The 14833-nt window shown below is 42.0% G+C and carries 14 protein-coding genes; 7 read left to right on the forward strand and 7 right to left on the reverse strand.

The window, feature by feature from the left end; translation table 11 throughout:
• The first annotated feature begins 345 nt into the window (after nt 1-345).
• From HMPREF9073_RS12555 to purL, 5 genes are all read left to right on the forward strand, one after another.
• Nucleotides 346-1602 carry a replication-associated recombination protein A gene (locus tag HMPREF9073_RS12555; RefSeq protein WP_009414158.1) on the forward strand — a complete coding sequence of 419 codons (1257 nt, stop codon included), beginning with the start codon at nt 346-348 and terminating at the stop codon, nt 1600-1602.
• Between the two features lie 85 nt (nt 1603-1687).
• Nucleotides 1688-2146, forward strand: a complete 459-nt coding sequence (locus HMPREF9073_RS12560; protein ID WP_009414159.1) for a hypothetical protein — start codon at nt 1688-1690, stop codon at nt 2144-2146.
• Nucleotides 2147-2308: 162 nt separating this feature from the next.
• Entirely contained in the window at nt 2309-2488 is a 180-nt protein-coding gene (locus tag HMPREF9073_RS12565) for a hypothetical protein (RefSeq protein WP_009414160.1), read from the forward strand.
• Nucleotides 2489-2737: 249 nt separating this feature from the next.
• Nucleotides 2738-3079, forward strand: coding sequence for a GNAT family N-acetyltransferase (locus tag HMPREF9073_RS15760; RefSeq protein ID WP_157453527.1), 342 nt, complete (start codon nt 2738-2740; stop codon nt 3077-3079).
• 42 nt (nt 3080-3121) lie between these two features.
• Entirely contained in the window at nt 3122-6790 is a 3669-nt protein-coding gene (gene purL / locus HMPREF9073_RS12575; RefSeq protein ID WP_009414163.1) for a phosphoribosylformylglycinamidine synthase, read from the forward strand.
• Nucleotides 6791-7026: 236 nt separating this feature from the next.
• Here purL and HMPREF9073_RS12580 read toward each other — a convergent pair whose 3' ends face one another.
• The 7 genes from HMPREF9073_RS12580 to HMPREF9073_RS12610 all read right to left on the reverse strand — a co-directional run bounded on the left by HMPREF9073_RS12580 (nt 7027) and on the right by HMPREF9073_RS12610 (nt 11984).
• A complete protein-coding gene (locus HMPREF9073_RS12580; protein ID WP_009414164.1) occupies nt 7027-7368 on the reverse strand; it encodes a hypothetical protein in 342 nt (113 codons plus the stop codon).
• A 77-nt stretch (nt 7369-7445) separates the two neighbouring features.
• Nucleotides 7446-7739, reverse strand: a complete 294-nt coding sequence (locus HMPREF9073_RS12585; protein WP_009414165.1) for a type II toxin-antitoxin system RelE/ParE family toxin — start codon at nt 7737-7739, stop codon at nt 7446-7448.
• Complete coding sequence (locus HMPREF9073_RS12590) at nt 7729-7983, reverse strand: hypothetical protein (RefSeq protein ID WP_009414166.1); 255 nt, start codon at nt 7981-7983, stop codon at nt 7729-7731. The genes HMPREF9073_RS12585 and HMPREF9073_RS12590 overlap by 11 nt, the downstream gene beginning before the upstream one ends.
• Before the next feature lie 88 nt (nt 7984-8071).
• On the reverse strand, nt 8072-8662 hold the full coding sequence (locus HMPREF9073_RS12595; RefSeq protein WP_034555934.1) for a thymidine kinase: 591 nt from the start codon (nt 8660-8662) through the stop codon (nt 8072-8074).
• 3 nt (nt 8663-8665) lie between these two features.
• Nucleotides 8666-9685 (reverse strand): DUF3078 domain-containing protein, encoded by a 1020-nt coding sequence (locus tag HMPREF9073_RS12600; protein WP_009414168.1) that lies wholly within the window; start codon nt 9683-9685, stop codon nt 8666-8668.
• 53 nt (nt 9686-9738) lie between these two features.
• Nucleotides 9739-11424 (reverse strand): 1-deoxy-D-xylulose-5-phosphate synthase, encoded by a 1686-nt coding sequence (locus tag HMPREF9073_RS12605; protein ID WP_034555943.1) that lies wholly within the window; start codon nt 11422-11424, stop codon nt 9739-9741.
• A gap of 14 nt (nt 11425-11438) precedes the next feature.
• Nucleotides 11439-11984, reverse strand: coding sequence for a CopD family protein (locus HMPREF9073_RS12610; protein WP_034555935.1), 546 nt, complete (start codon nt 11982-11984; stop codon nt 11439-11441).
• A 166-nt stretch (nt 11985-12150) separates the two neighbouring features.
• Here HMPREF9073_RS12610 and HMPREF9073_RS12615 point away from each other — a divergent pair, with 166 nt between their 5' ends.
• Nucleotides 12151-14451, forward strand: a complete 2301-nt coding sequence (locus HMPREF9073_RS12615) for an inorganic phosphate transporter (protein ID WP_009414171.1) — start codon at nt 12151-12153, stop codon at nt 14449-14451.
• Nucleotides 14452-14618: 167 nt separating this feature from the next.
• Nucleotides 14619-14792 carry a hypothetical protein gene (locus tag HMPREF9073_RS12620; RefSeq protein ID WP_232212969.1) on the forward strand — a complete coding sequence of 58 codons (174 nt, stop codon included), beginning with the start codon at nt 14619-14621 and terminating at the stop codon, nt 14790-14792.
• The last annotated feature ends 41 nt before the right edge of the window (nt 14793-14833 follow it).

Consider the following 14833-nt stretch of genomic DNA (forward strand, 5'->3'; position numbering starts at 1 on the left):
TGACGAGTGACGAATGACGAGTGACGAATGACGAATTATTGTACATCGTTACGAGGCTGTCCAAAAAGTCTCAAAATCACTTTTGCGTCGCTACACTTTGCCAAAGTTTTAATTGCTCGTCGTGCTACGACCTTTAGCAAAGTCTATAAATGAAAATCAACTCTTTTAGAGTATGTTGTGTAGGGGCGTTTTGCAAACGCCCACATAAAACAAAACCTTTTAGCCCCCTTTTTAGATGTTTTTCTCATCAAAAAGTAGCTTTTACAGATTGTCCCCCTTCGGGGGTTCGGGGGCAATTGTTAATTATTAATTATTAATTGTTAATTGGAAAACTTAGCAGAACGTATGCGCCCCACTTCCCTTGCGCAATATGTGGGACAAGAGCACTTAGTAGGAGCTCAAGGGGCTTTGCGCCAACAGATAGAACGCGGTCTTTTGCCATCGCTCATCTTTTGGGGTCCCCCAGGTACGGGAAAAACCACGTTGGCAAATATCATTGCGCACCAAAGCAACCGCGCTTTCTATACCCTGAGTGCCATTAGTTCAGGGATTAAGGAAGTTCGCGAAGTAATTGACCAAAGCAAGCAAAGCGGCGGACTCTTCACTACCCAAAACCCTATCGTTTTCATCGACGAAATTCACCGATTTAACAAAACCCAACAAGATTCCCTCTTGCAGGCTGTCGAAAAAGGTTGGATTACTCTCATTGGAGCAACTACCGAAAACCCCAGTTTTGAGGTGATTCCCGCCTTGCTCTCTCGTTGCCAAGTGTATATCCTCAAGGCTTTTGAGCGCAAAGATTTAGAACAACTGCTCCACAATGCCATTACCCGAGATGCCATTCTCAAAACCAAAGATATCCAACTGCAAGAAACCGAAGCCTTACTAAAACTATCTGGCGGTGACGGTCGCAAACTGCTCAACACTTTTGAGCTGGTTATAAATGCTACCCCCGACGGCGAACCTGTTGTTATTACCAACGATAGTGTATTGCACCTCGTGCAGAAAAACACCGTGCTATACGACAAAACAGGTGAACAACACTACGATATCATTTCGGCTTTTATCAAATCAATACGGGGTAGCGACCCCAATGGGGCTGTTTATTGGTTGGCACGAATGATTGAAGGCGGTGAAGATGTGAAGTTTATCGCTCGCCGTATGCTCATTCTCGCTTCGGAAGACATTGGCAATGCCAACCCTACAGCAATGATTTTGGCGAACAACACCTTTCAAGCAGTAACCACTATTGGTTATCCCGAGGCGCGTATTATTCTCAGTCAGTGTGCTATATATCTCGCTTCTTCGCCTAAGAGCAATGCTTCTTATAAGGCGATCAACAAAGCCCAACAAGTGGTAAAGCAAACGGGCGACCTCAGCGTGCCTATCCACTTGCGCAATGCCCCTACCAAACTGATGAAAGAACTCGGCTATGGCAAAGACTATCAATACGCTCACGATTATGAGAGCAATTTTGCCTTTCAGGATTACCTCCCTGATGAATTGCAAGGAGAAACCTTCTATGAACCCTCCGATAACCCCCGTGAGAATGCCCTACGTGACTACCTCAAAAAACTATGGGGCGACCGCTACGGATATTAGCTTTTCTGTTAAAATTATCCATTATTAATTGTTAATTATCAAATGTTTTGTATCTTTGTCCAGTTTTCTATCATAAAAAAGAAAAATGAAAAAATTAAGTATTGTAGCCGTAATGGCAATAGCAATGGTAGCTTGCAACAACACCAATTCAATGCAAACTACCCAAACAGAAACCACCGAGGTAGCACCTTCTGCTACAGAAGAGATGCCTCCCGTAGGAGGTGATAGAGACGCTCACGGCTGTATAGGCAGTGCAGGACAATCGTGGAGCGAGCTCCTGCAAGAGTGCGTACAAGTATTTGAAGTAGGCACACGCCTCAATCCTGTAGAGGTAAATATGAATGATGCCATAATTAGTGCCTTTATTGTAGCCAAAGAAGGGGATAACAGCCAAGTAGAGCTATTCATCACTACGGAAGAGACCAATCCTCTTTTAAAACAACAGAAAGACGACACTTACAAAAATGGTAAGTACGTTTATAACCCTAAAACGCAAGAACTTTCTATCGATGGTAAAGTCGCGTACAAGGGAGAGAAAAAATAAAATGTAAAAAAATGCAAACTCCTTCTTATCTAAAAAATAAGAGGGAGTTTTTTATATTTATTGCCAATTGAAAAAAAGTTTATACCTTTGTGCCAATATTGGTGTATCACTACACTTGCCAAAGGTTAAGATTTTGGCTAAGTTGATTAAAAAAATAATATTATGGCATTAGAAATCAAAGCAATACCCACATTATATGGTAAAGAAGCACGTCGCTTTCGCAAAATGGCGGAAGAGAGTGAACGTAAATATGATTTGCGTACCAAAAAAGATATTACTACCGACCCTCGCTATAAAGCGATGCAAAACATTTTGAGTAAATCTCCTATTTTCAATAAATAATGACATTTCTTGAAGAAAATTGTATTCTTGAAGTTTTAACTGATAACATTTTATCTGAAAGTTACCCCTTTGTTTGTGGTGATGATGATATGGACGACTTTTTTCAAAATGAAGCTATCGCCTATACTCAATACAAAATGGGTAAGACTTATTGTTTTAGACTGAGAAAAGACACAAAGCAAATTGTAGCTTGTTTTACCGTATCAAATGATAGTATTCGCATTTACGATTTACCTAACAGCAGAAAAAATGCTTACACGTTACCCAGGTGTACTCATAGGTCGTTTAGCAGTTGCTTCCAAATTCTCAAATAAAGGGATAGGTTCAGAAGTGTTAGATTTTATTAAAATGTGGTTCTTAAATGATGAAAACAAAACAGGTTGTCGATTTGCCATAGTAGACGCCAAAAATGAACCTAATATTTTACATTTTTATAAAAGAAATAGCTTTAAAACTCTATTTCCACACGAAATAGATGAGGATCTTTACACTAAGCCTCCTAAAGACGAAAATGAACGTTCCGAAAGAAAGACCAATCCACGAAAATTATATACCCGCTTAATGTTTTGTGACTTATTAGATGAAGAATAGGTTAATTGTGAATTATTAATTGTCAATTGTTAATTGAAAAAGATGCTTCTCTTCTTTAAAAACCCCAAAAACACTATTTATGTGGTAGCTACCGAAGCTGCCCTTACTGAGACCGACCTCAACAAACTGAAATGGCTGTTTGGCAATGCCCAGCAACTCCCCTCCCCTACCCTTAGCGGTACTTTCATCGGGCCCCGTGCGGCGATGATTACCCCTTGGAGTACCAATGCGGTGGAAATCACCCAAAATATGGATATTCACGGGATTACCCGTATCGAGGAGTTCCACGAGGTAACCGACCCCAATACACCTTTCGACCCTATGCTCTTTGAGCGATACAACGGTCTTACCCAAGATAGCTTTACTATCGACATTCAACCGCAAACAACACTCGAAATCGATGATATCGAGGCGTATAACCAACAAGAGGGACTTGCGCTAAGCGCCGAAGAAGTTGCCTATCTGCAAAATCTCTCTCAACAATTGGGGCGCAAACTCACCGACTCGGAAGTGTTTGGCTTCTCGCAAATCAACTCCGAACACTGTCGCCATAAAATCTTCAACGGCACTTTTGTTATCAATGGTGAGGAAAAACCTTCTACTCTCTTCAAACTCATTAAAAAGACTTCACAAGAACATCCTAATAGCATTGTTTCGGCTTATAAGGACAATGTGGCTTTCATCAAAGGGGCTACTGTCGACCAATTCGCACCTAAAAGTGCCGATAAACCCGATTTCTACGAGGTAAAACCTTTTGAGGCAGTGCTCTCACTCAAAGCCGAAACCCACAACTTCCCCACTACCGTAGAGCCTTTCAACGGGGCTGCTACAGGTTCGGGAGGTGAAATACGCGATCGCCTCGCTGGCGGACAAGGTTCTTTGCCTTTGGCGGGTACAGCGGTGTATATGACGGCTTACCCCCGATTAGAAGAAGATCGCCCTTGGGAAAAAGGAATGGCAGAGCGTAAATGGCTCTACCAAACACCAATGGATATCCTCATCAAAGCCTCTAACGGAGCCACCGATTTCGGTAATAAATTCGGTCAACCACTCATTACGGGTTCGCTTTTCACCTTTGAACACGAAGAGGGCGGACGCAAATTAGGCTTTGACAAAGTGATTATGCAAGCAGGAGGTGTAGGTTATGCCAAAGCCTCACAAGCCATAAAGCGCACCCCTCAAGAAGGCGACAAAATCGTTATCTTAGGCGGTGAAAACTACCGCATTGGTATGGGAGGTGCTGCCGTATCATCTGCCAATACTGGTGCTTTTGGTACAGGTATTGAGCTCAATGCGGTACAGCGTTCTAACCCCGAAATGCAAAAACGCGCTGCCAATGCTATCCGCGCAATGGTAGAATCAGACGAGAATCCTATCGTTTCTATACACGACCACGGGGCTGGCGGACACCTCAACTGTCTCTCAGAACTCATAGAAGAAACTGGTGGTAAAATCGACTTAGACAAACTGCCCGTAGGCGACCCTACCCTATCGGACAAGGAAATTATAGGCAATGAATCTCAAGAGCGTATGGGATTGGTATTGCCCAATTCGGCTATTGCCAAACTAAAAACCATTGCCGACCGTGAGCGTGCGCCTATGTACGAGGTAGGTGTGGTTACCAGCGACAAGCATTTCAGCATTGCCTCTGCAAAGAAAGGTACTCGCCCAATGGATTTATACCTCAGTGCGCTCTTTGGCAGTTCGCCAAAAACCGTAATGACCGATGAAACAGTAGTTACTAACTACGAGGAGCTACACTACTATGCAAGTCAGTTACAGAACTATTTGGTACAAGTACTGCAATTAGAAAGTGTGGCTTGTAAAGACTGGCTTACCAATAAGGTAGACCGTTGTGTAGGGGGCAAAGTCGCCAAACAACAATGTGCAGGCGCACTACAACTCCCTTTGAACAACGTTGGGGTGATGGCTTTGGACTATAATGGCAAAGAAGGAATCGCTACCAGTATTGGTCATTCGCCTCTTACGGCACTTATCAGCCCTACTGCAGGCAGTCGCAATGCCATTGCCGAAGCACTGACTAACATTGTTTGGGCGCCACTAAAAGACGGCTTGCAAAGTGTATCGCTATCCGCCAACTGGATGTGGGCGTGCCGCAATAAAGGAGAAGATGCGCGTTTGTACGAAGCCGTAGAAGCAGCTTCTGATTTTGCGATTGAATTGGGTATCAATATCCCTACCGGTAAAGATTCCCTATCGATGAAACAAAAATACCCCGAAGGAGGTGATGTGATTGCCCCAGGCACGGTGATTATTTCGGCGGCTGCCCATTGTACTGACGTGCAAAAAGTAGTAGAGCCCGTATTGAAACGCAATGGAGGTAACATTTATTATATCAACTTCTCGGGCGCTCAATTTGAATTAGGAGGTTCGGCTTTTGCCCAAGTATTAAACAAAATAGGCGATAAAGCCCCTACCGTAACAGATGCCGAAGGCTTTAAAATAGCTTTCAACGTATTACAATCACTGATAAAAGAAGGTAAAATACAAGCAGGACACGACATTGGTAGCGGCGGACTTATCACAACGCTTTTAGAGATGTGTTTTGCCGAAAACGACTTAGGAGCTACCATCGATTTGAGCGGACTTTCAGACGATGAAGACCTTATCAAAACCCTTTTTGCTGAAAATGCAGGGGTAGTAATTCAAGCCGATAGCAGTGTTGAAGCTACTTTGGAAGAAAACTTCTTAGAATGGGCTAATATAGGCGAAGTAACTACTTCACAAGAACTTACTATTCACCATTTCGGAAAATCATACCATTTCAATATCCCCGAATTGCGCGATGTGTGGTACCTCACTTCTTACCTATTAGACAAACAACAAACGAAAAACGACAAGGCAACCGAGCGTTATCAAAACTACTCCGAACAGCCTTTGCAATACACTTTCCCAGCGCATTTCACGGGCGAAAAACCCACACGCCCCGCAGGCAAACGCCCTATAGCGGCAGTGATACGCGAAAAGGGTAGTAACTCCGAGCGCGAAATGGCAAATGCCCTATACTTAGCAGGCTTTGATGTGAAAGACGTGCATACCACCGACCTTATCAGCGGACGTGAAACCTTAGAAGATGTACAATTTATAGGGGCTGTGGGCGGTTTCTCTAACTCCGATGTATTAGGCAGTGCCAAAGGTTGGGCAGGAGCTTTACTCTACAACGAGCAAGCTAAAAAAGCGTTAGACAACTTCTTTGCCCGCCCCGATACCCTTTCAGTAGGTATCTGCAATGGCTGTCAGTTGTTTATGGAGTTAGAAGTCATCAATCCTGAGCACGCGGAACACGGTAAAATGTGGCATAACGATAGTGGCAAGCACGAAAGTGGTTTTGTATCAGTAACTATTCCAGAGAACAACTCGGTGATGCTCTCCACCCTTGCAGGTAGTACCTTAGGGGTATGGATATCACACGGCGAAGGAAAATTCCATTTGCCATTGGCAGAAGCCGAATATAATATCGTAGGTAAATACGCTTATCAGGAGTACCCTGCCAATCCTAATGGCTCTGATTACAACACGGCTATGCTATGCGACAAAACAGGGCGACATTTGGTAACGATGCCTCATATAGAGCGATCAGTTTTTCCTTGGCAATGGGCATACTATCCGAGTGAAAAAACAGCGGTTAGCCCTTGGTTAGAGGCATTTATCAATGCCCGCAAGTGGATTGAAGCACGTAATGCCAAATAAAAATGGTAAACAAAATCTTAAAAAAATAAGTGTTTTAAGTATTAAAATTACGCTAAAAGGGGCTTATAGAGCCCCTTTTATATTAAACTTTTGTTAAACTTAAAAATACACTTGACAAGTACTGTTTTATTCGTACCTTTGCATCGCAATGAGGGTGGTAGCTCATTGTAAACTTCAAATAATAGTTTTCATAATTTAAAGTTTTGGTTGGTTAATGAAGAAGTCCGATAATTCTTTTATCGGACTTTCTTTTTTAATTCTTGCAACACTTCTTCTAAATCAACAGAAAAAGAAGGTAATTGTATTATAATAGTACTGAAAGGGCAATTACTTTTTAGGGTTTTTGTGATATAGATATGCAAGGCATTGGCTTTCAATTCAAACACTACATCTTGACACAAGGCATAAATATAATGAGTTTGCTCATTGTATTCAAAATAGAGTTCTTCTTCATAAGCTAATTTACTTATAGAAAAATATTGCTCTTTATTTACAAAAGCTATTTGCAAAAGCTCTGCCCAAGAAGCACGAGGGTTGAGGTCTATTTCTTCACAAGTAAAAAATAAGGATTCGGTCATAAGTTTTGTTAATCTCCTTTTAAAAGTATTGTTTTTAGCTCTTCTATGGAAATCATTTCTTTTTTCAACTCAAAAAACTACTCTAAAGGTTTTTGCTTGGTACTTCTAAAAAATTTTATTACAATTAGATTTTCTTCTTCTATAAAATCATAATACAAAGCAAACTTCCCTTTCATAATTAGTATTTTATATAATTTAACCCCTTCTACAAATTTTGAAAGTAACATAGGATTTTCTTTTAGAAAAATTTCAGCTTTTTCTACCTCATCAATAATTTTATTGGAATAATCGTTACTATAATTTCGCTTACTCCAATAACGAAGTGTATCTCTAAAACTTTCAATAGCCTCATTAGTCCAATTAATTTCCATACTCAGCTCTTAGCATTTTAAAAACTTCTTCACTCTTCACCATTTTTCCCTCTTTAGCTTGCTGATGTGATATGGCTATTCTTTTTAATTCTTCTTCTGTAAACTCATCATCGGAATCATATTGTTTTATGATTTTCAACATAGTATTATATTCATTTATAGGAACTATGGCTGATACTGTTCTTCCATTACTATCGGTTATAAACTGAACATTTGGATTCTGTGTTAATACGGCAATACTCATAATTCTATTATTTTTTTACAAAGATACAACTTTTTATTCCAACAAATCATCTAAACTCTATTTTTTACTCCCCCCTAAAACCTGACACCTACCCCCTATCCCCTGACTTCATCGCTTTATAGAAAGCTGCGCGACTCAAAGGTTCGTAACTATCGGCTTCACCCAGCATTCTCTGTTGATCGTTAGCTACTTTGCGGAAACTGTAGTTGGCGAGGTTGCCCGTGCGGGTACAAACAGCGTGTACCTTGGTAACATATTCAGCAGTTGCCATCAGAAAAGGCATCGGACCAAAAGGTCTGCCCTTGTAGTCCATATCAAGTCCTGCTACAATCACACGCATACCGCGATTGGCGAGTTCGTTGCACACATTCACGATTTCATCGTCAAAGAATTGTGCTTCATCTATGCCCACCACATCGCAACCATCGGCTAAGAGCATAATACTAGAAGCGGCTTCTACAGGAGTTGAGGGGATTTCATTGGCGTTGTGTGACACGATATTGGTATCGTCATAGCGAGTATCGAAGGCAGGTTTGAAGATTTCTACCTTCTGTTTAGCAAATTGAGCACGGCGCAATCGGCGAATCAGTTCTTCGGTTTTACCCGAGAACATCGACCCACAAATCACTTCTATCCAACCCGTTTTTTCGTTGTTGTTTACTGTATTTTCTAAAAACATCACTTAAAAAGTATATAATACCCCTACTCCCAAAATTTGTTTGAGCTGAGTGCGTGCTCCATAGTTGTGTTTTTCTCCGTTAGGAGCAGTGTACGAATAGAATTTCACATCGTCGTCGTATTTGATATGCACCCCTATACGCGCTTGTACATAGCTATTCACCTTTAGGTTGAGGTTGGTTTCCCAATCCACATCTATATTTCCAAAGTTTCTGAGATAGTCGCCATAGAAGTTGAAGGTGGTGTTGAGCATCATATTTTCCATTATCTTTTTATCCCAACGCCCTGATACTGAAAAACCGAGCTCATTATGCGTGCGTTTTCCTTTCTTGAGGATAGTACCATCGGGGGCGCGTTGGGCTTTTTCTACCCCAAAAGCACCGTCATCGGCTAAACGCTGATTGAATACAGCAGTGGTTTTGAGCGTAATAGGTGAAAGAAAGAGGTTGAAATTGATTTTAGCAGGTGCGTATTCAGCTCCCAAACCGAAGGTAATGTACGCTGGCGCTAAGAATTTAGAGATAGGTTTTTCTACATCGGGATAGTTATACCCATTGCTGATTTGCGATAAAAACTGATAACGTGCGGTGTAATACCAAAACGACTGAGAGTCGCCGCGATAGCCAAATGAAGAAATGAATGACAACTTATCATCTGTTTTGCGCACTTCGCGTCCTTTTTGGGCATTGATACCATAGTTGATTTCGAGTTCATTATCCCAAAAGAAAGTGCGTTCTGTATAACGGCGGCGGAATTTGGCATTCATAATACCCGAAATTGAGGATTCCCCCCCTGCATTCCAATTGGAGAAAGCTACCTCACTCATATTCAACCCTACTTGGTTGAATTTAAACCATTTTTGTTGTGCTTGTTGGTATCGGTTGAAGGTAAATTTAAGAGCTTCGGGGTCTTCAATTACCCTGATGGTATCGCTTTTTACATCGGCTTGAAAAGCCTTAGCCTTGCGCACTTGTCCCCACGTTGTAACGCTGCAAAGAAGGAGTGCGATAATGAGTTTTTTCATACTAAAAGTGATGCTAAATGATTCGGGGTGCAAAGGTAGGGATTATTTGGCAATTAGCCAATTGACAAATCGGTAAATCGGCTCATTACCCCCATAAACTCATTAGGAAGTGTGATGATTTTCAAAGGGATAGTATAATTGTGTTGCGTAGCAAATTCGGCTATAGCACTGCCAAGACCACCTGTAACTCCTTCTTCTACGGTGATAATTTTCTTGTATTTTTGGAAGATGTGATGCAGCATTTCCTCATCTAAAGGTTTGAGAAAACGCATATCGTAATGAGCGTATTTTTCAGCAGTAGTACTCTTTTGGATTTGCTCGGCAACCTCTTCGGCGATAGCACCAATGGTAAGTACTGCTATTTCACTACCTTCTTTTAGCTGCTCTCCCTTGCCAATAGGCAATGCCTGAAAAGGTTGTTGCCAATGTTTTTCATTACATCTACCGCGCGGATAGCGAATGGCAATAGGATGTTCTAATGGTTGCTGAGCTGTATAAAGCAGATGACGCAACTCGGTAGCGTTGCGCGGTGAGGCGATAATGAGGTTAGGAATGGGACGCAAAAATGCCATATCAAACACCCCGTGATGGGTAGCACCATCTTCACCTACAAGTCCCGCGCGGTCGATGCAGAACACTACGGGGAGATTTTGCAGGGCTACATCGTGAATGAGTTGGTCGTAAGCGCGTTGCAAGAAAGTGGAATAAATCACACAATAAGGGATAAACCCACGCGCAGCCCAACCTGCTGCAAAGGTTACAGCGTGTTGTTCGGCAATACCTACATCAAACACCCAATTTGGGAAAGATTGGTGCATAGCTGTAAGTCCGCTACCGCTGCTCATTGCAGGGGTAATGGCTATAATTTTAGGGTTGAGTGCGGCAAGCTGGGTGAGGGTCTGCCCTACCACCTCTTGGTACTTAGCAGGTAGAGATGGGGTTTCGGGCAGCGGTTCTCCCGTAATTTTATCAAATAGGGCGGGCGAATGGTAACTCACTTGTTGAGCTTCAGCTTTGGCAAACCCCTTGCCTTTGGTGGTAAGCACGTGCAAGAGTCGCACGCCTCTCTCATTTTTTTCAGCTTCAAGAGAAGTGAGCAATTCAGGGAGGTTATGCCCATCTACCGTACCTTTGTAAGTGATGTTTAAATCATTGAAGAAAGTCTCATCGGCACCTTTTCTTTGGCGTAACTGCTCGAAATAATTTTTGAGAGCCCCCACGGTAGGATCGATAGCCATAGCGTTGTCGTTGAGGATAATAAGCATATTGGCATCGGTAGTGCCGGCGTAGTTCAGCGCCTCGAAAGCCATACCGCTCACAATTGACGCATCGCCTATCACAGCTATGTGCTGGCGCTGGGTATTCCCCTCCAAAGCCGATGCCATTGCCATACCCAAAACTGCCGAGAGCGAGGTAGACGAGTGTCCCGTACCAAAAGCATCGTATTCACTTTCTGAGCGTTTAGGAAACCCACTGATGCCGCCCCGTTCACGTATGTGTGCAAAAGCGGCATCTCTACCCGTGAGGATTTTATGGGCGTAACACTGGTGTCCCACATCCCACACTAATACATCATCGGGGGTGTTGAACACATAGTGCAATGCGATAGTGAGTTCCACCACCCCGAGACTCGCACCTAAGTGTCCGCCCCGTGTAGCGATAACCTCTATAATGCGCTCACGGATTTGTTGTGCCAGTGCAGGAAGTGCTGCTATAGGAGTATTTCTAAGCTGTTGTATAGTCATCTCATTTGCTAATTTTTCCCTTTATTCACTAATTTTACTACCAACATAATCAGTACACCCATCGCAACGAAAGCTAACAAAGAGGCATACCAATAGGCAACAAAAACACCTTTGAGGACAACAGCAAAAACCACAACAAATAGAATAATAGTCGCCACCTCATTGAGCATTCGCAATTGCACAGAAGTGAGGGTTGCCTGCCCTGCTTGCAAACGTTTCATTATGCGCCAAGAATAATAATGATAGATAAATAAAAAGACAATAAACAGCAGTTTGACGTGCATCCAGCCTTGTCTCATAAATGTCCATTCACCACCGTCATAGAGCATATAAAGTCCGGTGGTAGTCATCAGTATAAGGGCGGGAACAGTGATGATGTTCCACAAGCGCTCTTCCATAAAACTGAATTGTTTGTGAAGAATAGAACGCTCAGGCTCTTCTTTTTCTAAGGCTTCGGTGTGGTAGATAAAAAGGCGCACCATATAGAAAAGTCCAGCGAAGTAGCTCACTACAAAGATGATATGGATGCATTTAGCAATAAGATAATCCATAATTACAAAATGTTTTTACGAGTTTTTAGTTATTTGAAAATACAAAGGTAGTAATATTTTTCGGTTCTACTAAAATATAACAGAAAGTGTTTCCCAATTTTCTAATTTACTAATTTGTTAATTTGCTAATTATACACTACCTTTGCCCTCTCAAACCAGTATAAGTGTTATGGAACAGGTTTACATTTTTATGCTGTTCGTGTTTTTAGTGCTCGCTATTATCGATTTAGTAGTGGGCGTAAGCAACGATGCAGCCAACTTTCTCAACTCAGCCGTTGGCTCTAAAGTGGCTACTATCCGCACTATTATGATAGTCGCCAGCGTGGGGGTAGCCATCGGTGCTGTCTTTTCCAGCGGAATGATGGAAATCGCTCGAAAAGGCATCTTTAACCCCCAACTCTTCTATTTCGATGAGGTAATGATTATCTTTATGTCGGTTATCCTCGCTGATATTCTCCTCTTCGACCTCTTCAACTCTATAGGGTTGCCTACTTCTACTACTGTATCTATAGTTTTCGAGCTTTTGGGGGCTGCAATGTGTGTAGCGACTATCAAAACCTTTACAAGTGGCCAAGCTCTACTCACAGCTTTCGACTACATCAATACATCCGAGGCTCGCAAGATTATTATGGGTATTTTTACCTCGGTAGCTATTGCCTTCACGGTGGGTACTATTGTGCAATACTTAGCCCGATTGGTGTTCAGTTTTAAATATCAAAACAATGTAAAATACGTAGGAGGGGTATTTGGCGGCTTGTCGCTTACAGGTCTTTCCTACTTTATCATTTTTAAAGGACTCAAAGACGTTGCTTTCATTCCTAAAGAAGCCATTGCGTGGATAGATGCTAATATCATTCTTCTGCTCATTGGCTGTTTTATTTTCTTTTCGGTGCTCTCACAAGTGCTTATCCGTATGAAAATCAATATCTTTAGCGTGATTATCCTCAGTGGTACTTTTGCTTTGGCAATGGCTTTTGCAGGTAACGACTTGGTGAACTTTATCGGGGTGCCGGTAGCCGCTTATCAGTCGTATGATATATGGCATAACTCGGGAGTAGCACACAATAGTTTGCTAATGGGGGCTTTAGCCGATGGGCAAATCACTACCCCCACTTTCTTGCTATTGTTCACAGGCTTTGTGATGATTCTCACCCTTTGGTTCTCCAAAAAAGCACGCCACGTGATTGATACAGGGGTGAACCTTTCCCGCCAAAATGAAGGCGGTGAAGAAAAATTCTCATCTAATTTCCTCTCGCGCTTTTTGGTGCGTATTACCGTGATTTGCGCCAATGCGGTGGAATTTATAATGCCTAAATCGCTCAGCAGTAAAATAGATCGCCGTTTTGAAAAACCTGAACGCGACCCTAATGTAAAAGAAGAAGACCTTCCCGCTTTCGACCTTGTGCGCGCTGCAATCAACCTTGTGGTATCGAGTAGTTTGATTGCCTTTGGTACGTCGTTCAAATTACCGCTCTCTACCACTTATGTAACCTTTATGGTGGCAATGGGTTCCTCTCTCGCCGATAGGGCTTGGGGGCGCGACAGTGCTGTATATCGTGTGGCTGGGGTGCTAAACGTAATTGGCGGTTGGTTCTTAACTGCTATTGTGGCTTTTATCGGTGCTTTTATTGTGGCTGGCGTGCTGTATTATGGCAGTGTAATTGGTCTTATCGTGATGATTATGGTGGTAGGCTTCGTGCTCATCCGCAATGCCGTGATTTACCGCAACAAGCAGAAAGCTAAAGCCCAAGGCAAACGCTTTGAACGCGCCGACTTGGCGACTATCGGTGGGGTGATAAAAGAAAGCTCTAACTATGTATCCGAAACGATTTACCGCATTGATGAACTCTATAGCAAGGTGGTGAAAAACCTCGGTACACAAGATTTGAGTAAACTCACCAAAAACAAGAAGAACGCTAAAAAACTCGAAAAAGAACTCGACGAACTAAAAGGCAATGTATATTACTTTATCAAATCACTGAATGAGAGCTCAGTAGCCTCCAGCAAGTTCTACATTCTCATTTTGGATTACTTGCAGGATATGGCACAGTGTCTCACCGCTATTACCCTCAACAGCTATGAGCACGTGAATAACAATCACAAGAACCTCAAGTTCAACCAGCTGAGAGATTTAAAATACATTTCCGACAAGATGGAAGAAGTGTTTAGAGCAGAAGCCGAAATATTTAAAGGTTCAGACTATAACAAGTTACACATCATCTTTGAAGATTGCAAAGTACTGAAAGATGAAGTCTCTAAAATGGTTCAAAAGCAAATCGACCGTATTCGTACCACCGAAACCAGTCATAAAACCACCAAATTGTACTTCAGTATTTTGCTCGAAACCAATGCGCTTATCAGGGCTAACAACAACCTATTAATGCAGTTCGACGAATACCAAAAACAACAAAACAAAAAGAAGAAAATAAACCTTATCAATCTTCAACAAGAGGTAAGAGATAAGAGGTAAGAAGAAAATCAGTACACTTTGCCAAAGTCCTCAATCGCCCGTGCGGTTCGCACCTTTGGCAAAGTTTTTTGCTTGTGCGGCTCAAGGTTTATGAGGTTGAGAAAGATACTGTTCTATTAAAAGTTCAACTACCTTTAAAAGAACGAAATTGTATGTTTGGTAATGAAATGATAAGCATAATAACCTATACTTATAAGGTAAATAAGAACCAAGTTTCCGTTAAGAAAACAGAAGGCATACGCAGGGATTGTAACGCTGATGATATACAAAAAGTTGAAGCCGTTACCCATAAAAGTTTTTTATTAGATACACTTACTGATAAAATGCTTACTGACTTATAAGTCCCAATAGTCTATTATTAAACTTAACTCTGTAAAATGAT

This window comes from Capnocytophaga sp. oral taxon 326 str. F0382, from assembly GCF_000318295.1.
In the GTDB taxonomy this organism is placed as follows: Bacteria; Bacteroidota; Bacteroidia; order Flavobacteriales; family Flavobacteriaceae; genus Capnocytophaga; species Capnocytophaga periodontitidis.